The sequence below is a fragment of the Flavobacterium sp. TAB 87 genome (genome assembly GCF_001529295.1).
In the GTDB taxonomy this organism is placed as follows: Bacteria; Bacteroidota; Bacteroidia; order Flavobacteriales; family Flavobacteriaceae; genus Flavobacterium.
Window position 1 is genome coordinate 21,189 of record NZ_LLWK01000036.1, and the last position, 19,057, is coordinate 40,245.

Genomic DNA, 19,057 nt, shown 5'->3' on the forward strand with positions numbered 1-19,057 from the left:
AAATTATAACGTTATGAATCAGAAAAATTTCGAATTTTTACGCGACCAGATTAAATTCACTGGTTTTGGTGCAGGCTTAGAAAATGCCTTGCAGCAAAAAATAAAAGAAGGAACTCCTACTTTTCAATTAGAGCATTCTGGAAAGTTTAATACTGATCAAGTCAGTGCTTCCTTGCAATTTAAAAAATCAGAACAGACCGACATGTATTTTTTTAATTCCTATAAAGTTGACTTAAAAAAAGAAGCTGGGGGAACTGCTTTGTCTCAAAATTTTTACATCAATAAAGAAAACAACATCACCTTGAAAGAGGCCTATAATCTTATGGATGGAAGAGCAGTAAATAAAGATTTGAAAAATGCAGAAGGGCAAGTGTATAATGCATGGTTGAAAATGGATTTTAAAGAATCGGATGCCAGTGGCAATTTTAAAATGCAACAGTACCATCAAAATTATGGTTACGATTTGGAGGCAACACTCTCTAAATAAGCCATTAAAGAATTGGAAACACCCGATTATAAAGACAGTCTTTTAGCATCTTTGAAAAAAGGAAACATGCAGTCTGTTAAATTTAAAGTCAATGGGGAAGAGGTAAAACAGTTCGTCGAAGCAAACCCTCATTTTAAAACAGTGAATGTTTATGATGATAGTATGAAGCGCATTAGTACCAGAGAAGTCAAAGAGCAAAAGGTGGGCGAAGGTCAAAAGGAGCAAAGTGCTAAAGATCTTAAAAAAGATAAAAAGGAAGAAAATGCAGTGGCATTGGATGAATCTTCAAAAAAAAAGCCTAGAAAAAAACAGTCGAAAGCAATCTAATTTATTATGGATCAGTCAAATTCCTTTTCGAATTTCTTTGTAGGTATTCAAAATGATTTCCGAATCAGTACCACACATATTGCCATATATATGGCTTTGTTGCAAAGCAGAGTTGAGAGGGGTTTTGCTAATCCTATCCAAGTGTTTGCTAAAGAGGTTATGCCCATTGCAAAAGTATCCTCACAAAGAACCTACAATAAAATACTCCACGATCTTAATGATTACGGGTACATTAAATACGTAATATCCTTTAAGAAAAATGAAGGGAGTAAAATTTATTTTACGGACAATACTGACTAGGGAATCAGCGACTGTTTTGGATATAGCGATGCAATTTTTAGTTTTTTAATTTTTGAAAGATGAAATCATGAGCGAAATTATAACAAAGGAAGACTTAATCCAGTTTGGATTGCATTTAAGAAATGACATTTACAATGTTCTTACAAGCAAATCGAGAGAAACGGATTTATTCAGTCCAAAATGGTTAAAAAGTAGGGCAGTTAGAAAAATGATGGACATGTCTGCAGGTTCAATACAAAACCTTAGGGTGACTGGTAAAGTGCGATATAAAAAAGTGCTTGGATCTTATTATTACAATAAAAAAGACCTTGAAAAATTATTTAAAAATGCTAAAGAAAACCAAGAGTAAAGCAGAAAAATTTATTCAATATATCAATATTTTATCAGAAGATACGAGATTAAATGTTTGGCATTTAGCAATCCTGGTTGCAATCCTGCAATTGGGATATAAACAGAGACAAAAGCGTTTAATCAGCGTAAGTCGAAGCAGAATCATGTCTTTATCTCATGTGCAAACTTTACCAACCTATCACAAATATTTCAATGAACTTCAAAATTTTGGATATATAATGTACACACCTTCCTACCATCCTGGATATCGAAGTGTAGTGAAATTAACTATAAAAGCCCGTAAAGCGGGCTTTTAATATTTTATACCATTTCATTCTTAAATGTTGTAATCGACTATTTACAATTATTAACTTCATAAGCAAGAATTACATATTGTACTTTTCCTTTATAGTCTTTATTTCTTTTTCCAAGCGATTAAGAACAGCAAGATCAGATTCCAGGATTTCTGTTTTAGGTTTATTAATACGCATATTAAGCATTGCCATTTCATGCCCAATTGTAACTTGTTCTGTAATTGCATAAGCCTCTGTTTGTTTAACAGATTGATGTCCTAACATTTCCTTGACTATATGAATAGGAACATTGTTTTTTAATGTCACTGTACTCGCAAAAGTTCGACGAGCCATATGGGTATTCAATGTGAATGGAAACCCGCAAAGATTAGCTATTTCTTTTAGATATTCGTTCATTTTCTGGTTAGAAGATACTGGTAAAACAGTAGAACGTTGCAAGCACAAAGGATGTTCTTTATATTTTTTAGTTAAAGCAAGTGCTTGCGGCAGCAGTGGTATATTAGTTTTAGATCCTGATTTTTGTCTTTCAGACATGATCCACAGTTCTCCATCGATTCCTTTTTTAATATCAGTTTTTTTTAATTGATAAGCATCAATATATGCTAAGCCTGTGTAGCACTGGAAAACGAATACGTCGCGAACAATATTTAATCGATCTGTCGTAAAATAATGTCTTTCTAGCTCATATAGTTCTTGTGTAGTTAAAGGGTTTTTAAAAATTTTTGTTTTTTTACTTTTAAAATTTTTGAAAGGATCTTTTATAATAATTTCTTTATCAAGAGCTCTGATAACAATTTTCTTAAAATTGGCTATATACTTGAGCGTTGTGTTGTTGCTACAATTCCTAACTGTTCTCAGAAAAAATTCGAAATCCTTAATAAACTCTAGATTAAGTTCTGAGAATTCTAAATCATCGGCATTAAATTTGATCTTGATAAATTTTGTAAGATGATTAAATGTAATAGTGAATCGATCCAGTGTTCCTTCTGCGTAACCACGACCAATTAAAGAGGTCATTTCATCATTATGTTTTTTAAACTCCTCCAATACCTTAACTCGTGGAGAAATATTTCCCAAAACATAATCCATTATCTTTTGCGAGGTTAGGGGTTTACCACTATACATAATCTCTGTTCTGTACTCATTGATTTTCAGAATCAATGCATCTAAAAAAAAGTTAAGCACTCTGGCATCTTCCTTGCTTCCTATAGCTCTCTCGACTTTCTGATCCCAACGTTTGTGCTCCCATTTACGTTTTGTGGATATTTCCTTGGGGATGCCATCAACTGTAACCCTAAGGTAGATGCTTCTAAAATTACTTTCTGTACGGGGACTCTTAAGAAAAAATGCCAACCCAAAGCTGCTTTCTAACATAATTCAATTTTTTAGATTAATAAATGTAGAATTATATGCGATTCAAATCAAGTCGTTAACGTCGTTTACCCCTTTGTTTACAAGGCTTAAGCGGCTATTTTGTGGCACATTTTTTATATACCTAAATGTGCCACGATTATGCCACAAAAACTTTGAGTGGTTTTGTAAATTTTGAATAGTGCAGAAAAGCAAAAAAGCCTGCAAATCGTTGGATTTGCAGGCTTAACACGTTTTTTTGTGGGTTTTTGAAAAGATTGTGAAACCTTGATTTCTTTATCTTTAGCCCTTTTCGTGGGGAGAGTAGGATTCGAACCTACGAAGACGTAGTCAGCAGATTTACAGTCTGCCCTCGTTGGCCGCTTGAGTATCTCCCCTTCTAATTGCGGCGCTTAACTGTTGCTAAGCGGTTGCAAATATAGGAACTGTTTTGATTTGTACAAACAAAAAAAGCACATTATTTTAATATTATTTTTAATTAATTGGTAGTGAATTACATAAAAATAAAATATCTTTTTCAAGTGCTCTTTTCTTCTTATCAAATGGACAATAAAACTACTTTTTCCAATTTAATTCTAGTGCAAAACAATTCTTTTCGTCTTTAGAAATAGTAAAAACACTTCGGTTTTCAGTATTATTTTCCTGAATTTTTATTTCATCTTGCAAAGAGAGTTCTTTCATAAAATTCATTTCGAAGCTTTCTATTTTCTGCGTCAGTATCAAACTTGGATCAACATAATCCAAACACCATTCTAAATACTTGACATTATTTACATGATTGACAATGTCTAAATCTGATAGAAAGACTATTTTGTTAGAAAGCACTTTGCTATCACTTTTAATATTTATTTTTGAAAAGGACTCTTTAGTCGCTTTTTTTTCAGGGTAAAGTATGAAATGATCAAAGGGCAAAGCCAATGCTTCTGGACGGCGAATTTTGGTGTTAAAAACAGCCCAAAATGATTCACAGCCGGCTACTTTTTGCCCTTTAACGTACATTTCTAAGGCGCGAACTGAACGGGAATTCTCTAAACTATTAATCCATGTTTTTACCACAACTGTATCACCTGATTTTGGAAGCGCGTTTATTTCAACACGCATGCGACTTAAAACCCAAGCCTGATTGAATTCTTGCATGTCTGTAAAACTGATTCCGCCAATTTCAGAATGTGCGGCTGCGGTTAATTGTAATAAATTGCATAAATCCGTATACTTTAGGTAACCACTTGGCGTGCATTGGGTAAAATTAATTTCCCATTCTTTACTGAGTTCTGAGCTGAAGTTGGGTGCTATTGGCATTTGTATTATTTTATATAGAATGTAAAACTAGCTTTTAATATTTATATGAATATTTAAATGATTTGCGACTCAATCGTTTAAATTTAGCTTTGCTTTAAAGGATGAATTGTAGTAATTTAATAGATTACTTTTTTTTGAAACTGTGTACGTAGCTAATTATTATCTCTTTAGGAGTTAAATAATCAAACCATTTCGTTTCTTCATTTCTTTTGAACCAGGTCAATTGTCTTTTAGAAAAACGGCGCGTATTTTTTTTGATTTCCTCGATCGCAAAGTTTAAAGTAATTTCTCTATCAAAGTAAGAAAACAATTCTCTGTAGCCAACGGTTTGTAAAGCGTTTAATATTTTGTTCGGAAAAAGATTCTCTGCTTCAGACAGCAATCCTTCGTTCATCATACTATCAACCCGTTTATTTATTCGTTCGTAAATAATAGCTCTTTGAGCATCTAATCCGATTAAAATAGGAGTGAAGTTGCGGTTGTTTTTCTTTTGGTTTAGAAAAGACGAATAGGGTTTTCGGCTACCCAAACAAACTTCGGTAAAACGCATCATGCGCTGCGGGTTTTGCAAGGTTTGCGGATTGTCGGACAATAACTGATTGTAATAGGAATTGTCTTTTTCTTTTAAAATATCCTGCAAAGCGTCGATTCCTTGTGAAGTATATATTTCTTGAACATTTTGGCGAACAGCGGAAGGAATCTCCGGAAATTCATCAAATCCTTTTAATACAGCATCTACATATAATCCAGAGCCACCAACAAGTACTATATAATCATTTTTTTGAAATAATTGTTCCATCTTTTGTAAAGCTTCTTTCTCAAAATCACCTACGGTATACGAGTCAAAGATTGATTTATTTTGAATAAAATGATGTTTTACTGCTGCTAATTCTTCAGTATTCGGAACAGCGGTACCGATGGTCATTTCTTTAAAGAATTGTCGACTATCGCACGAGATAATTTCGCAACCAAATTGTTTTGATAGCTGAATACTGAGTGCTGTTTTACCAATAGCTGTTGGTCCGACAATAGTAATAAGATATTTCATTGAAAGCTAAATTTATGAGTTGTGTAGGTTTTTAGCCCAGATGGAAATGGAAATCCCGAACTTGTTTAAACTTAATTTTTTTGGTTGCGAAAAAGCGACTTTAGAAGCTCTTTTTGCGACCTATAAAAATGGTTTTAACGAGGAGGAATTGTAAAGTACAGCTGGATTAGCTTCTGTTAAGAATTATACAATATTTATCTCGTTTCCGCAATGATAGCAGAACTTGGCATTATCTGGTTGATCAATAATTCCGCACTGTTGACATGGGTTTTTATTGGTATGCAAAGTGTTTTTTAAGGCGTTTTTGGCAAATTCTGCAGTTACAATTCCAGTTGGAACCGCAATAATTCCGTATCCCAAAATCATAACTAGAGAGGAAACGAATTGTCCTAAACCTGTAATTGGCGTAATGTCACCATAACCAACGGTTGTTAACGTTACTATTGTCCAATAAATTCCGACGGGAATACTAGTAAATCCACTTTCTTTTCCTTCAATTAAATACATAATACTACCTATAATAATAGTGGAAACCAAAACGAAGTAAATAAAAACTAAAATTTTCTCCTTACTAGATTTCATCGCCGATTGCAATTGTAGGTACTGATGATTGATTTGTGGAATGTGTAAAATTTTGAATAATCTAAACAATCGCAATGAACGCACGATAACAAAGATGGTCGTTGCGGGAAAAATAATGGATAAAAACATGGGCAAAATTGCCATTAAATCAATAATTCCATAAAAACTAAACACGTAACGCCACGGTCTACTGATGCATAAAATTCGCAATATGTATTCAAAAGTAAAAAGAATAGTGATAACCCACTCTATAATAATAAGTGTAGAATGGTATTTTAAACTAAAACCTTCGACGGTTTCGAGCATTATAATGATCACACTAATCACTATAATACCTAACAAAATTAAATCGAACAGCCGTCCTGTCACCGTATCACTTTTGTAAATGATGGTATAAATTCTATTTTTTAAGTGTTCGTATTTAGAGATACTTCTTGCCATTTTTATTTTTTTTAAAAGCTAAAATTTAAAAATTTATTACTTTTAATGATTTACTTTTTCGAATAAAATTTTGAATAATACTTCTAACATCGCGATTATTCTCCATCGAGATCAGAATATTTTTAAGGATTTCTGGATTTGTAATTTGATAATTTAAATCGTAAAAAGCGTAACCTTTGTAAATACCATTTTCAATTAAAACAGCGCTTCTTTCGCTTATCGTTCTTCCTTTGTCAATAACGATCATACTTTTATTCTCAAAGGAGTAGGTGCTGATAAAATCTTGAGCGCGTGCGTTATAAACTTGAGCTGATACTTTTGCAATACAAGCGCCATCGCATTCTTTTATTTTGTACTGAAAGCATTCATCTTTACATTCATATAGTCCGTTTAGTTTTTGACACAACTTGTACTTTTCGGTAATTCTAAATAGAAAATTTTTACCTTCTTGCGCAGATACAAAGGACATAATTTCTCTTTTACGGCCGTCTGTTTTTTGCAATTTTAAAGTAAGGTATCCATTAGCGTCTTTCTCGGAGTAAATTGCATAAATAAAAATATTTTTGCGCTGTGCTCGATTCAAAATCGGTGCATTAACTTTTATCTCTTGACTTTCTTTTAAAAGTGCTATTAATTCGCTGCCCGTTTCTTCGAAAGTAACTGTAAAAACGTCTTTTTGAATGCGTTTGCTTTTATTGGTGATTCCGGTAAAATGTTGGTTGACTCTTTTTTTGATATTGCTACTTTTACCAATATAAATGATGCTGCCACTTTGATTGTGTACATAATATACACCTGTTTTACTTGGTAAATCACGTAAGATATCTAGCAATTTTGGAGTCATTCCTTTTTCTACTTCGATCTTGACAAATTCTTTAACTATCGTTTTTTCGACGTCTTTCTCGAGCAACATTTTAAACAACTTCACCGTCGCCATGGCATCGCCATTGGCACGATGTCTGTCTGCCATCGGAATGCCGAGCGCTCGAACTAATTTGCCTAAACTATAAGACGGTTGCTCCGGAATTAATTGCTTGGCTAATTCTACTGTACAAAGTGTTCTAGCTTCAAAATCATAACCTAATCGTCGAAACTCTGTTCGTAGAATTCGGTAATCAAACGACGCATTGTGTGCCACGATTATACAATCGGAAGTGATCTCTATGATGCGTTTGGCAACCTCAAAAAACTTGGGAGCAGAGCGCAGCATGGCATTATTGATTCCGGTCAATTTAACCACAAAAGGTTGAATCGGAATTTCGGGATTTACCAAACTAATGAATTGGTCTACTACTTCAAAACCATCAAATTTATAGATGGCAATTTCGGTAATTCCTTCTTCATTAAACTGTCCTCCAGTAGTTTCTATGTCGAGTATTGCGTACAAATTAAGTGTTCAGTTGTATAATAATTAATGTTCAGTCTTTAAAAATAGAGTAAAATTATGATCGTCCTCCAAAAATACTGCTACCAATGCGAACCATAGTACTGCCGCATTCTGTGGCCAATTGATAATCGCCAGACATTCCCATAGAAAGCGTTACAATTTGACAATTATCAGCAGAGACTATTTTGTAAGTATCAAAAATTTCTTTTAAATACCTGAATTCTTTTTCGATTTGACTTTGATTTTCGGTAAAAGTAGCCATTCCCATTAAGCCTGTAATGCGAATATTTTTCAGTTGTTTAAATTCTTCAGATTCCAATAAAGATTTCAATTCTTCTTCATCCAAACCAAATTTTGTATCTTCTTTTGCGATAAAAATTTGGAGCAAGCAGTCGATAATTTTATTATTTTTCAGCGCTTGCTTATTGATTTCCTGCAATAATTTTAAGCTATCAACGCCGTGAATTAAACTTACAAAAGGAGCCATAAATTTCACCTTATTGCTTTGGACGTGTCCAATCATATGCCATTGAATGTCTTTTGGCATTTGTTCGAACTTGTCGACCATTTCCTGAATTTTGTTCTCGCCAAAAATGCGTTGACCTGCATTGTAAGCTTCCATTAAAACAGTCACAGGTTTGGTTTTAGAAACAGCCACCAAAGTAACATTTTCAGGTAATGAATTCTTTATTTGTTCTAAATTCTCAACTATTGACATAGCACTGTGTTTTATAAATTTTGAAATTGTCTGGCGATTTTTTCCGCTTTTTTTCCTTCCGTATAATCGTAGAAACCTTCTCCGGATTTAACGCCAAGTTTACCTGCACGAACCATATTTACTAATAATGGACAAGGTGCATATTTTGGGTTTTTGAATCCGTCGTACATCACATTTAAAATGGCTAAACATACATCTAAACCTATGAAATCGGCCAATTGTAAAGGGCCCATCGGATGTCCCATTCCCAGTTTCATAACCGTGTCAATTTCGTAAACTCCTGCCACCTTGTTATATACAGTTTCAATTGCTTCATTTAACATCGGCATTAAAATTCTGTTGGCAACAAAACCCGGATAATCATTTACTTCTACTGGCGTTTTTCCTAGTTTCTCAGCTAATTCCATGACAATTTGTGTCACTTCATCGCTAGTATTGTAACCACGAATAATTTCGACCAATTTCATAACAGGAACTGGGTTCATAAAATGCATTCCAATTACGCGCTCAGGATGCGAGACTACTGCGCCTATTTGAGTAATCGAAATTGACGAAGTATTAGTTGCTAATATCGTATTGTGTGAGCAACTTTCGTTTAATTCTTTAAAAATTTTCAACTTTAAATCAACGTTTTCTGTTGCAGCTTCTACCACTAAATCAACGCCAACAACACCATCTTTAATATCAGTATAGGTAATAATATTGGTAATGGTTTTAATTTTATCTTGTTGCGTAATAGTACCTTTTGCAATCATTCGATCGAGATTAGCAGCTATCGTATCCATTCCTTTATCTAATGATTTTTCGGAAACATCAATTAACTTGACCACAAAACCGCTTTGCGCGAAAGTATGTGCAATTCCATTTCCCATTGTTCCAGCTCCAATTACTGCTATTGTTTTCATTGTATATTTTATTTAAAATTAAAAAGTTTAAAGATTAAAGCCTCACAAAAAGAACTTCAAGCCTTAAACTTTAAATTATTTTAGGAATTATTTTTTAAAGCAATCGATAATTTGATATGCTACTTTTAAAGCTTCTGTCGCCTGCTCTAATGTTACTACTGGCGTCGTATCTGTATTAATTGCGTTTGCAAAAGATTCTAACTCATCCAAAATCGCGTTGTTTTGCATTACATCTGGATTGGTAAAGTAAATTTGTTTTTTGATTCCTTCAGCATTTTGCAAAATCATATCGAAATCGCCTGGACTCTCGGGTGCATCTTTCATTCGAACCACTTCACATTTTTTTTCTAAGAAATCAACTGAGATATAGGCGTCTCTCTGAAAAAAGCGAGTTTTACGCATATTTTTCATCGATATTCTACTAGCAGTTAAGTTAGCAACACAGCCATTTTCGAACTCGATTCGAGCATTTGCAATATCTGGAGTATCGCTGATAACCGAAACACCACTGGCATAAATATTTTTAACTTTTGACGGAATAACACTTAAAATAGCATCAATATCGTGAATCATTAAATCTAAAACGACAGGAACATCGGTACCGCGCGGATTAAATTCGGCCAAACGGTGGGTTTCAATAAACATCGGGTTATCGATCATTTCTTTAGTGGCCATAAAAGCAGGATTAAAGCGCTCTACATGACCAACTTGACCTTTTACATTGTATTCTTTGGATAGAGCTATAATTTCTTGAGCTTCTTCAAGCGTGTTTGAAATTGGTTTTTCTATAAAAATATGTTTTCCTGATTTTATCGCAACTTTAGCACATTTATAATGCGAAAGAGTGGGAGTTACAATGTCTATAACATCAACAGCGTGTATTAGTTTGGCAATGGTAGTAAAATTAGTGTAACCAAATTCTTTAGATATTTTTTCGGCATACTCTTGATTTTCGTCGTAAAAACCAACTAATTCGTATTGATCAGATTGTTGTAACAAACGCAAATGTATTTTACCAAGATGACCCGCACCTAACACTCCTACTTTTAGCATGATAGTATATTTTTAACAAAAATAGGGAATTCAAATTAAAATATAGAAAAATTGAATTGGATTTTGGCTTTTGCTTTTTGATTTTATTACCGCTATTTTTACCAAAATTTAAACCTCCAGCATTGAAAGATACCGCCAAACACCAAGGATTAAGAAATCAATTAGTAAAGACTTTACAACTAAAAGGCATTAATGATAAAGCGGTGTTAGAAGCGATTCAAAAAATACCAAGACACTTATTTTTGAATTCAAGTTTTGAGGATTATGCGTATCAAGACAAAGCTTTTCCTATTGGCGCGGGGCAAACGATATCTCAACCGTACACCGTGGCGTTTCAATCGCAACTTTTGCAGATTAAAAAAGAGGATAAAGTTTTAGAAATAGGAACAGGATCGGGTTATCAAACAGCTGTGTTATATAAATTAGGAGCAAAGGTTTACAGCGTTGAACGCCAAAATGAATTATTTAAAACAACCTCTATTTTGTTTCCTAAATTAGGAATTCGCCCCAAACACCTTTCTTTTGGAGACGGTTATAAAGGTTTGCCGCTACATGCACCCTTTGACAGTATAATTGTTACGGCTGGTGCTCCATTTGTACCAAAACCTTTAATGGCGCAGCTAAAAATAGGAGGAAGGTTGGTTATTCCTTTAGGTGAAGACGTTCAAATCATGACGCTTTTAATTCGTAAGAATGAAACCCAGTTCGAAAAACATGAGTTTGGAGAGTTTCGTTTTGTCCCTTTATTAGAAGATCGAAATTAGATCGAAATATTGCTAATTTTCTCGGCTTAAACGAATTAATTTTCTAAGATGTTACGGTACTTTGTGTAAACGCATATAAAGATCGATTTTATTTTAGAAAGGAAATTGAAAAAAAAAAAAATTCCTTTCCTATATTATTTCGCCTTTAAAAAAAGGAACTCCTATTTTAAATCTTACAGAAGTCTCTTTTTCTGTGTATTAAAAGTAATTTTAATATAGTTCGTGCTTTTAATTATTTTGCAAAGACAAACTGTATGTTAGCGTTTCTTTTAGCTGTTTTGCGAAGTATTCTGTAAATTGAGCGTTGTTATTTGAAAGTAAACTTTGCTCTAAAATGGCAATGTATTTTTCTTTGTTTAAGGAATCTCCCTTAATAATTGTAAGGTTAAGTTGATTTTGAAGTAAAATTAAATTCATTACCAACAATGCGATTTGATTGTTTCCATTGTGAAAAGGTAGAATAGTCATTAATTTTAAATGTGATTCTACAGCAAATTCTATAATTGATAGTAGGTTTTTATTACTTTCAAACCATTTAAAAAATACTTCCATTTCCTGACAGACTACTTTATCAACATATTTTTCAGTTTGATCTGTTTGAAGACCGCGACTAACAATTCCCTTTAATTGCAGCAACTCTTTCTCGGTAAAAGCGATTTTCCTCTGAACAATGTCTTTGCAAAACTGAACTGCTTCGTAGAAATTGATCACCTCTAAATGTTCTTGCATGGGTTTTCCGCCAATCGTTATTCCGTCGTTTATAACTAATTTAGTTTCTTCAAAATTTAAGGAGTTTCCATTTATTCTATTGCATTCAAACGTAAATTCTAACTCGGTTTGTTTAGTAATTCGTCGCAAATCAAATGGAGTGATTTTTTTAAATTGATCTTGTAAAACAGCAATTTCATCAAAGATAATTTGCAATGCAAAATTTGATTTTGGCTGGATAACACTAATTGTAAGGAGTTCTGCCTCTGCTAATTTTAAAGCTTTTAAACCTAGTGGTTCGCTTTTTATTTCGTTTAAAATTTTATCCTTAAGCCATAAAACCAATAGATCATCTGTATTTATTTCGAGTAGATTGGATAGCTTTATAATTTGGTCTTTAGTTGGTTTTCTAGTACCACTTTCAAATTTACTAATCAGTGCTTGATCAATTTTTGAAATCTGTGCCACTTCCCGTGTTTTTAACCCTTTTTGTTCGCGTGCATTTTTTAAAAGTATATTCATATGCTGCAATGTTTAGTCTTGACTTGTTTTGTCATAAATTTAAATAAAAAAAATGCAGTTCCTCAAAGAAGCTGCATTTTATATGATTCAAAACAATTAAAAAAGTCTTAATTATAAGCTTTTTTAATTCGATCTAAGTCTCTCTTAGTATCTTGCTCTTTTAAAGATTCTCTTTTATCGTACGTTTTCTTCCCTCGACAAAGACCAATTTGAAGTTTGGCTAAACCTTTTTCGTTAGTAAAAAGCTTTAAAGGCACGATGGTAAGTCCTTTGGCTTGAACACTTTTTTCCAAAGACTTTAATTCTTTTTTCTTTAAAAGCAATTTTCGCTCACTTCTTGATTTATGATTGAACTGATTTCCGAAAGCATATTCCTCTATATATGTGTTGATTGCAAATAGTTCGCTATTGCTAAATTCGCAAAAACTTTCGGTTATGTTTGCTTTACCTAATCGTATCGATTTAATTTCGGTTCCAGCTAAAACAATTCCAGCAGTATAAGTATCGATGATTTCGTAATCAAATCGAGCTCTTTTATTTAATATGTTAACAGTTTTTTGCATAGTACAACAAATTTAATAACAAAATAATGAAACCGCAATTGTTTTAGATGAAATGATATAAATTTGCCGAATGAAAAATAATCAGTCTAAAGATCCGTTGCACGGTATTACGCTACAAAAAATAGTAGAACAATTAGTCGGCTTTTATGGTTTTGATACATTAGCTGAAATAATTCCAGTTAAATGCTTTGCAACAAATCCTTCTGTAAAATCGAGTTTGACATTTTTGCGCAAAACCGATTGGGCACGTAAAAAAGTAGAAGAATTATATATTCAATCGCTGCCTAAGTTTTAATTTAATTTATAAGAAATCATTATACCTCCTCGGTACGGAAGCCATTCGCCACTTTTATTCCAATTCTTAGTTCTTTCATATCTGCCTGGTGTTCCATCATTATAATACCCGTGATAAAAACCTTGATGCCAACCGCCACCAAAAAAGCAATCTAAATTAAATTTGTCGTTCAGTTTAACATTATAACCCACTGTAGCGCCAAGTCTATATCCAAAACCATCTTCATATAAATTTGTACCCCAATAATTCCATTTTTGAATTTCGTAGGTGTCAAATCCTGTATGAACTCCAATATATAAACCATCATACTTTTCCTTAAAATGGTAGCGGATTTCAGGTGTAAAAGTATAAAATTTCATGGGATGGTGTCCGTCGAAAGATTTCCAAAAAGAAGCCATAACATCAAACTGAAAAGTTGTTTTTTCGTCAATGCTAGTTTCTATCGCAACATTCGGGATTAAAACTGCAGCAGTAAAAGCATTTGCTTTTATGTAAGTTTGACTTTGTAAGTTAACTGCAAAAAGTAACAGTAAAAGAAGTAAGATTTTCTTCATAAGAATTTTGATGTTTTTTATAAAAACTAATTTTTAAGATTGGACTGCAAATATAACATAAAAGTCAAGTGAGGTTACTTACAGAATTACAATAATGAAATTTTAACAAGTTAAATCTATAGCAATCTTTTTTATTTATTTAATATCGAATAAACTACCGAATCAATAAACTCTCCGTTATAATACTCATTTTCTTTAAAATGTGCTTCCTTTACAAATCCATTTTTTATAAGCACTTTTTCAGAAGCATCGTTTCTAGGGTCAATCACAGCTTCAATGGAATGTAATTTCATTTCTTCAAAACCATAGGTAACTAACCTTTGTAACGCTTCTGTCATGAATCCTTTACCATGATATTCAGGCAACAACATATAGCCAATTTCCGCCCGAAAATGTTCTGGCTGTATGCGATAATGTCCAGCTAAACCACTTAATTTGGTAGAGTTTTTAATTCTGATTGCCCAATTAATCCCTTCAAGTGCATTAATTTTTTCATCAATATTTGCAATGTGATCTAAAGCATCTTGCTCGGTTAGTATATAAGGTCTTGGAATAAATTTCATCGTTTCTGGATCGGAACGCAACCGAATAACTTCTGGGAAATCACTAGAAACAGTACGCGTAAAAATCAGTCGTTCGGATTCAAATTCTGGAAAAGGTTCAAAATTAAGTTGTAGCATTTTATAAAATTTCGATTGAAAATTGTGCAAGAAATGTAGCTCTTGAATTCAGTTTAATAATTCCTTCTTTTTTATCCAATTGTCCTGAATTATTGATGGTGTCAGCATATCCCAGCCAGGGCTCAATGCAAATAAAGGGCGCTTTGTGTACAGTCCAAATACCTAGGCTTGGAAAATCGTTATAAATTACTTTTACATACGGTCTTTCATCTTCTAAAATCGTAATCGATTTAGACGCTAGTTGTTTAAAAATTAAAGCGTCATTTTTAAACAATTCGTAATTTAGATCTAAGGGATTTGTAGTAACGTCGATTTGCTTTGTCTTATTTGAAATTAAATTATTTTCTAATAAATAATGATTCAAAATTTCTGGTTTTTCAAATGCAATTGCATAGTTTTCAAAATTTTCTGAAAGGGCAATTGCAGGATGTGCTCCCACCGAAAAAAACAGTTCAGAGTCATTTCTGTTGATCACTTTGTAGGCAATTTTAATTTTAGACGCTGTTAAAGTATAGATAATTTGAAATTCGAATTGAAAAGGATAAACTTCCAAAGTTTTTAAATTTGATTCGATAGAAAAAATTGCACTTTCGCTGGACGAAGAAACCAATTTAAATTCCATATCACGAGCAAAACCGTGTCTCGATAACGAATACTCTTTGTCTTTATACGAATAGGTATCATTTTGTAAAGCACCAACTATCGGAAATAAAACAGGCGAATGTTTACCCCAAAAAAAGGGATTTCCTTCCCATATGTATTCTTTATTAAAAGTATTTTTAAGTGAAATAAGTTCGGCACCCAAATGTTTTATAGTTGCGGAAATAGTAGAATTAGATAAAACGGTTATCACAATAATTGTTTTTTAATTTTAATACTGTAAAGATATTTGATAATCCAGTAGTTTTTAAAGCCATAGAGTAAAATATCTAATCTATAAAATTATCCTAAAATTGACTGATTCTTTTGAATAAAATTTCTTAAACACTATTTTTTTTCATTAATTTGCTAGTTAAACCTCTTTATCAAATGAAAAATTACAGTTGTAAAGGTCTTTTAACGATGGCCTTATTGTTTGCATTTTCCATGACTTGGGCGCAACAGGAATCTAAAGACGGAAAAGCATCCGAATCAAAGTACAATTATCACGATGCTTTTGCTCCTGATTTTTATACTAAAAATGGTACTTCAACACGTTCTGCGAGCGGAAAACCGGGGCCAGAATATTGGCAAAATAGTGCCGATTATAAAATAAAAGTAAGATTAAATGAAACAACAAACGAATTGGTTGCTACAGATGAAATTACTTACACCAATAATAGTCCAGACGCATTGTCTTTTGTTTGGATGAATTTAGAACAAAACTTATTTAAAGAAGATTCTCGCGGAAATGCAATTGTGCCACTTACGGGTAGTCGCAATGGCGCTCAGGGTCAGCTTTTTGATGGTGGATTTAAAATTAAGTCAGTAAAAGTAATTAGTGGCACTAAAAAACGAGCTTCAGAACAAGAAGCAAAATTTGTTGTTTCTGACACCAGAATGCAAGTTTTTTTACCACAAGAATTAGCATCTAAAGGTGGAGTGGTAAAAATTAAGATCGAGTATTCTTTTATTTCTCCAAACGAAGGTTCAGATAGAATGGGAGTTTTAGAAACTAAAAACGGAAAAATATTCACCATGGCGCAGTGGTATCCACGCATGTGTGTATACGATGACGTAAGAGGTTGGAACACGATTCCTTACTTGGGAGCGTCTGAATTTTACTTGGAATATGGAACTTTTGATGTAGAAATTACAGCACCAGCCAACCATATTGTAGTAGGTTCTGGCGAGCTGCTTAATGCCTCTGAAGTACTTTCTTCGGAAGAACAAAAACGATACAATCAAGCAAAACAAAGTGATAAAACGGTACTGATTCGCTCTGCTGCCGAAGTTACTGCTAATGCTAGCGCTAAAATTTCTGGCGAGAAAACGTGGAAGTTTCAGATAAAAAATTCTCGTGATTTTTCATGGGCGTCTTCTGCTGCTTTTATATTTGATGGAGCACGAATTAATTTACCAAGCGGTAAAAAATCGTTAGCCTTATCTGTTTATCCTATAGAAAGTGAAGGTCAAGAAGCATGGGGACGTTCTACAGAATATACCAAAGGGTCAATTGAAAATTATTCTAAACGTTGGTTCGAATATCCGTATGCAACTGCAATAAATGTAGCTGGAAATGAGGGCGGAATGGAATATCCTGGTATTGTGTTTTGCAGCTGGGAGTCAAAAGGAGAAGATTTATGGGGAGTAACTGATCATGAATTTGGGCACATTTGGTTTCCGATGATTGTCGGTTCGAATGAACGCTTATTTGGCTGGATGGATGAAGGTTTTAATACATTCATCAACTCTATAAGTTCAGCTGACTTTAATAATGGAGAATACAAAGAAACGCCAAGAGACAATCATAAAATGGCAGAAGCATTTACAGGTTCAACCTTAGAAACCGTTTTTAGCTCCCCTGATAATATGAAGGAAGCGAACATCGGAATGTTATTGTACTACAAGCCAAGCACCGGCCTTTCTATTTTAAGAGAACAAATTTTAGGCGAAGAGCGTTTTGATACTGCTTTTAGAGAATACATCAAACGTTGGGCGTACAAACACCCAACTCCTGATGATTTTTTCAGAACTATGGAAAATGTTGCAGGCGAAGATTTAGGATGGTTTTGGAGGGGTTGGTTTCTTAATAATTGGCGTTTAGATCAAGGTATTACTGGTATTAAATATGTAAAAAATGATCCGAAGCAAGGGGTTATTATTGATATTGAAAATAATGATAAAATGGTGATGCCTTTTGTTTTAGAAGTAAAAACAAAAAGCGGAAAACTGTCAAGAATTAAATTACCTATTGAAGTTTGGCAACGCAACAACGAATGGTCATTTAAACATGAATCTACTGAAGAAATTGAAAGTATTACTGTAGATCCAGATCACGCTTTTCCAGACTACAATGATTCAAATAACGTTTGGAAAGTAGGAACAGGAAAAATAGAAAAAGATCTAATTTTAGACGATTATTTGGGTGTATATTCTAGTAAAAAAGCACCAATAAAAATTACATTTTCAGATAAAAATAGTACTCTAAATGTAAGCATAACCGATTATCCTAGTTTCATAGCTGCCCCAGTAAACGATCAAAAAGATACCTTTGAATCGAAAAGAGCAGGTTTGAAGTTTGAATTTAATAGTACTAAAACAGCATTAAATATGATTACAAGCGACGGACAATCCATTCCGTTTGCAAAAGAATAGACTCTTTTACCGATTAAATTAAACCGAAAAGCCTCAAACATTGTTTGAGGCTTTTTTTATAACATTGCATTAAAAAATTGTTACAAACACTTCATTAAATAGTTGGTTTAAATAAATATTGTACATTTGCATCAATGAATAAAATAAGTTTACATATAACTTTTACGTCACGGACAAACTTTTCTGCAACTTCACCCGAAGTACGGATGCTATTAGTATAGTATTCATTAGAGTTTTCGTTTTTGTATTTACTTATATTCATTTTCATTTTGAAATTCCCTCAGTTATTCTCTGGATTAACGTATCCCAAAAGCATCATTTGTTTTTTAAAATCAAAAAGTCAACTTTTTGGTCTAGAATACTTTGTGTTTAAATTTTTCGTTTCTATTGGTTTTGTCTTCGGAATTTCTCATAAATATTTTTTAAATTTTTTAACCTTTAACTTCAACTATTGAAATGAAGATCTCTATTGTTGTTACACAAGAAGAACATTATACATACGCACAAGAAATATGCGATACCATAGAATCGTCTGCTTTGTTGAGAGGTACAGGGATTGCTAAGCGTACTCCTGAATACATACAAAAGAAAATGGCTAATGGCGACGCCGTAATTGCTTTAAATGGAGAAAAATTTGCTGGTTTTTGTTATATCGAAAGCTGGGAGCATGGCAAGTTCGTAGCACATTCTGGTTTAATTGTGCACCCAGATTTTAGAAAATTAGGACTAGCGAAAAAAATTAAAACGAAGGTATTTGAATATTCGTTAAAAAAATATCCTGGAGCAAAGGTATTTGGAATCACAACGGGCTTGGCAGTTATGAAAATCAATTCAGATTTAGGATACAAGCCAGTTCCGTATTCAGAACTTACAACCGATCCGACATTTTGGGCGGGTTGTCAAACTTGTACAAATTTTGAAATTTTAAAAAGTAAAGATTACAAAATGTGTTTGTGTACTGGAATGCTTTATGATCCAAATGAAAAACCAAAAGAACCACCAAGACATCCATTTAATGAAGCAATTTTGCGAAGATTGAAACAGATAAAACAAGCTTTATTTTTGAATAAAATATTGTCTTTTAGTTTTTTTTCGTAGTAATTGAATAGTAT

Annotated in this window: 22 protein-coding genes and 1 tRNA gene; 9 read left to right on the plus strand and 14 right to left on the minus strand. The window is 33.1% G+C overall.

The features are described from left to right. Nucleotides 1-13: 13 nt before the first annotated feature. The 5 genes from AP058_RS16870 to AP058_RS08070 all read left to right on the plus strand — a co-directional run bounded on the left by AP058_RS16870 (nt 14) and on the right by AP058_RS08070 (nt 1,761). The gene (locus AP058_RS16870) at nt 14-487 is read left to right on the plus strand and encodes a hypothetical protein (RefSeq protein ID WP_157492655.1); all 474 of its coding nucleotides are present in this window, start codon (nt 14-16) and stop codon (nt 485-487) included. Between the two features lie 12 nt (nt 488-499). Then, nucleotides 500-814, plus strand: a complete 315-nt coding sequence (locus AP058_RS16875) for a hypothetical protein (protein WP_157492656.1) — start codon at nt 500-502, stop codon at nt 812-814. A 6-nt stretch (nt 815-820) separates the two neighbouring features. Then, a complete protein-coding gene (locus AP058_RS08060) occupies nt 821-1,114 on the plus strand; it encodes a hypothetical protein (RefSeq protein WP_066308972.1) in 294 nt (97 codons plus the stop codon). Nucleotides 1,115-1,181: 67 nt separating this feature from the next. Further along, the gene (locus AP058_RS08065; protein ID WP_066308973.1) at nt 1,182-1,463 is read left to right on the plus strand and encodes a hypothetical protein; all 282 of its coding nucleotides are present in this window, start codon (nt 1,182-1,184) and stop codon (nt 1,461-1,463) included. Further along, entirely contained in the window at nt 1,441-1,761 is a 321-nt protein-coding gene (locus tag AP058_RS08070; protein WP_066308975.1) for a hypothetical protein, read from the plus strand. Before AP058_RS08065 ends, AP058_RS08070 begins: the two co-directional genes overlap by 23 nt. Nucleotides 1,762-1,830: 69 nt before the next feature. Here AP058_RS08070 and AP058_RS08075 read toward each other — a convergent pair whose 3' ends face one another. From AP058_RS08075 to AP058_RS08115, 9 genes are all read right to left on the minus strand, one after another. Continuing rightward, complete coding sequence (locus AP058_RS08075; protein ID WP_066308977.1) at nt 1,831-3,132, minus strand: site-specific integrase; 1,302 nt, start codon at nt 3,130-3,132, stop codon at nt 1,831-1,833. Nucleotides 3,133-3,424: 292 nt separating this feature from the next. Then, nucleotides 3,425-3,506, minus strand: a tRNA-Tyr gene (locus AP058_RS08080). 178 nt (nt 3,507-3,684) lie between these two features. Further along, entirely contained in the window at nt 3,685-4,428 is a 744-nt protein-coding gene (locus AP058_RS08085; protein WP_066308979.1) for an acyl-[acyl-carrier-protein] thioesterase, read from the minus strand. Between the two features lie 124 nt (nt 4,429-4,552). Further along, nucleotides 4,553-5,476: a tRNA (adenosine(37)-N6)-dimethylallyltransferase MiaA gene (gene miaA / locus AP058_RS08090; RefSeq protein ID WP_066308981.1), complete on the minus strand. Its 924-nt coding sequence runs from the start codon at nt 5,474-5,476 to the stop codon at nt 4,553-4,555. A 183-nt stretch (nt 5,477-5,659) separates the two neighbouring features. Next, nucleotides 5,660-6,499, minus strand: a complete 840-nt coding sequence (locus AP058_RS08095; protein ID WP_066308984.1) for an ion transporter — start codon at nt 6,497-6,499, stop codon at nt 5,660-5,662. 25 nt (nt 6,500-6,524) lie between these two features. Next, nucleotides 6,525-7,886, minus strand: coding sequence for an exonuclease domain-containing protein (locus tag AP058_RS08100; RefSeq protein ID WP_066308990.1), 1,362 nt, complete (start codon nt 7,884-7,886; stop codon nt 6,525-6,527). Between the two features lie 55 nt (nt 7,887-7,941). Beyond that, nucleotides 7,942-8,604 (minus strand): YggS family pyridoxal phosphate-dependent enzyme, encoded by a 663-nt coding sequence (locus tag AP058_RS08105; protein ID WP_066308992.1) that lies wholly within the window; start codon nt 8,602-8,604, stop codon nt 7,942-7,944. An 11-nt stretch (nt 8,605-8,615) separates the two neighbouring features. Beyond that, nucleotides 8,616-9,509, minus strand: a complete 894-nt coding sequence (locus tag AP058_RS08110; protein WP_066308999.1) for a 3-hydroxyacyl-CoA dehydrogenase family protein — start codon at nt 9,507-9,509, stop codon at nt 8,616-8,618. 87 nt (nt 9,510-9,596) lie between these two features. Next, nucleotides 9,597-10,562: a Gfo/Idh/MocA family protein gene (locus tag AP058_RS08115; protein WP_066309000.1), complete on the minus strand. Its 966-nt coding sequence runs from the start codon at nt 10,560-10,562 to the stop codon at nt 9,597-9,599. Between the two features lie 122 nt (nt 10,563-10,684). Here AP058_RS08115 and AP058_RS08120 point away from each other — a divergent pair, with 122 nt between their 5' ends. Then, nucleotides 10,685-11,326: a protein-L-isoaspartate(D-aspartate) O-methyltransferase gene (locus AP058_RS08120; protein WP_066309579.1), complete on the plus strand. Its 642-nt coding sequence runs from the start codon at nt 10,685-10,687 to the stop codon at nt 11,324-11,326. Nucleotides 11,327-11,554: 228 nt separating this feature from the next. On the opposite strand, the gene AP058_RS08125 is transcribed toward AP058_RS08120, so the two are convergent. Next, nucleotides 11,555-12,556 (minus strand): helix-turn-helix domain-containing protein, encoded by a 1,002-nt coding sequence (locus tag AP058_RS08125; protein ID WP_066309002.1) that lies wholly within the window; start codon nt 12,554-12,556, stop codon nt 11,555-11,557. Nucleotides 12,557-12,663: 107 nt separating this feature from the next. Then, nucleotides 12,664-13,119, minus strand: coding sequence for an SsrA-binding protein SmpB (gene smpB / locus AP058_RS08130; protein WP_066309003.1), 456 nt, complete (start codon nt 13,117-13,119; stop codon nt 12,664-12,666). Between the two features lie 70 nt (nt 13,120-13,189). On the opposite strand from smpB, the gene AP058_RS08135 reads away from it, so the two are divergent. Then, nucleotides 13,190-13,414, plus strand: coding sequence for a VF530 family DNA-binding protein (locus AP058_RS08135; RefSeq protein WP_066309007.1), 225 nt, complete (start codon nt 13,190-13,192; stop codon nt 13,412-13,414). On the opposite strand, the gene AP058_RS08140 is transcribed toward AP058_RS08135, so the two are convergent. The 3 genes from AP058_RS08140 to AP058_RS08150 form a co-directional block, all read right to left on the minus strand. Continuing rightward, complete coding sequence (locus AP058_RS08140; protein ID WP_066309011.1) at nt 13,411-13,968, minus strand: DUF3575 domain-containing protein; 558 nt, start codon at nt 13,966-13,968, stop codon at nt 13,411-13,413. The genes AP058_RS08135 and AP058_RS08140 overlap by 4 nt on opposite strands. Nucleotides 13,969-14,099: 131 nt before the next feature. Next, nucleotides 14,100-14,648, minus strand: a complete 549-nt coding sequence (locus tag AP058_RS08145) for a GNAT family N-acetyltransferase (protein ID WP_066309015.1) — start codon at nt 14,646-14,648, stop codon at nt 14,100-14,102. Between the two features lies 1 nt (nt 14,649). After that, nucleotides 14,650-15,501 carry an aldose 1-epimerase family protein gene (locus AP058_RS08150; protein ID WP_066309020.1) on the minus strand — a complete coding sequence of 284 codons (852 nt, stop codon included), beginning with the start codon at nt 15,499-15,501 and terminating at the stop codon, nt 14,650-14,652. A 176-nt stretch (nt 15,502-15,677) separates the two neighbouring features. Between AP058_RS08150 and AP058_RS08155 the strand changes: the two genes are divergently transcribed. Further along, nucleotides 15,678-17,945: a M1 family metallopeptidase gene (locus AP058_RS08155; RefSeq protein WP_066309023.1), complete on the plus strand. Its 2,268-nt coding sequence runs from the start codon at nt 15,678-15,680 to the stop codon at nt 17,943-17,945. A gap of 456 nt (nt 17,946-18,401) precedes the next feature. After that, nucleotides 18,402-19,043: a GNAT family N-acetyltransferase gene (locus AP058_RS08165; RefSeq protein ID WP_066309033.1), complete on the plus strand. Its 642-nt coding sequence runs from the start codon at nt 18,402-18,404 to the stop codon at nt 19,041-19,043. Nucleotides 19,044-19,057: the final 14 nt, after the last annotated feature.

Bases quoted from the DNA above. Each gene is read 5' to 3' on its own strand.
- AP058_RS16870 (WP_157492655.1), top strand. From the start codon at position 14: ATGAATCAGAAAAATTTCGAATTTTTACGCGACCAGATTAAATTCACT.
- AP058_RS08060 (WP_066308972.1), top strand. From the start codon at position 821: ATGGATCAGTCAAATTCCTTTTCGAATTTCTTTGTAGGTATTCAAAAT.
- AP058_RS08065 (WP_066308973.1), top strand. From the start codon at position 1,182: ATGAGCGAAATTATAACAAAGGAAGACTTAATCCAGTTTGGATTGCAT.
- AP058_RS08070 (WP_066308975.1), top strand. From the start codon at position 1,441: ATGCTAAAGAAAACCAAGAGTAAAGCAGAAAAATTTATTCAATATATC.
- AP058_RS08075 (WP_066308977.1), bottom strand. From the start codon at position 3,132: ATGTTAGAAAGCAGCTTTGGGTTGGCATTTTTTCTTAAGAGTCCCCGT.
- AP058_RS08085 (WP_066308979.1), bottom strand. From the start codon at position 4,428: ATGCCAATAGCACCCAACTTCAGCTCAGAACTCAGTAAAGAATGGGAA.
- miaA (WP_066308981.1), bottom strand. From the start codon at position 5,476: ATGAAATATCTTATTACTATTGTCGGACCAACAGCTATTGGTAAAACA.
- AP058_RS08095 (WP_066308984.1), bottom strand. From the start codon at position 6,499: ATGGCAAGAAGTATCTCTAAATACGAACACTTAAAAAATAGAATTTAT.
- AP058_RS08105 (WP_066308992.1), bottom strand. From the start codon at position 8,604: ATGTCAATAGTTGAGAATTTAGAACAAATAAAGAATTCATTACCTGAA.
- AP058_RS08110 (WP_066308999.1), bottom strand. From the start codon at position 9,509: ATGAAAACAATAGCAGTAATTGGAGCTGGAACAATGGGAAATGGAATT.
- AP058_RS08115 (WP_066309000.1), bottom strand. From the start codon at position 10,562: ATGCTAAAAGTAGGAGTGTTAGGTGCGGGTCATCTTGGTAAAATACAT.
- AP058_RS08125 (WP_066309002.1), bottom strand. From the start codon at position 12,556: ATGAATATACTTTTAAAAAATGCACGCGAACAAAAAGGGTTAAAAACA.
- smpB (WP_066309003.1), bottom strand. From the start codon at position 13,119: ATGCAAAAAACTGTTAACATATTAAATAAAAGAGCTCGATTTGATTAC.
- AP058_RS08135 (WP_066309007.1), top strand. From the start codon at position 13,190: ATGAAAAATAATCAGTCTAAAGATCCGTTGCACGGTATTACGCTACAA.
- AP058_RS08140 (WP_066309011.1), bottom strand. From the start codon at position 13,968: ATGAAGAAAATCTTACTTCTTTTACTGTTACTTTTTGCAGTTAACTTA.
- AP058_RS08145 (WP_066309015.1), bottom strand. From the start codon at position 14,648: ATGCTACAACTTAATTTTGAACCTTTTCCAGAATTTGAATCCGAACGA.
- AP058_RS08155 (WP_066309023.1), top strand. From the start codon at position 15,678: ATGAAAAATTACAGTTGTAAAGGTCTTTTAACGATGGCCTTATTGTTT.
- AP058_RS08165 (WP_066309033.1), top strand. From the start codon at position 18,402: ATGAAGATCTCTATTGTTGTTACACAAGAAGAACATTATACATACGCA.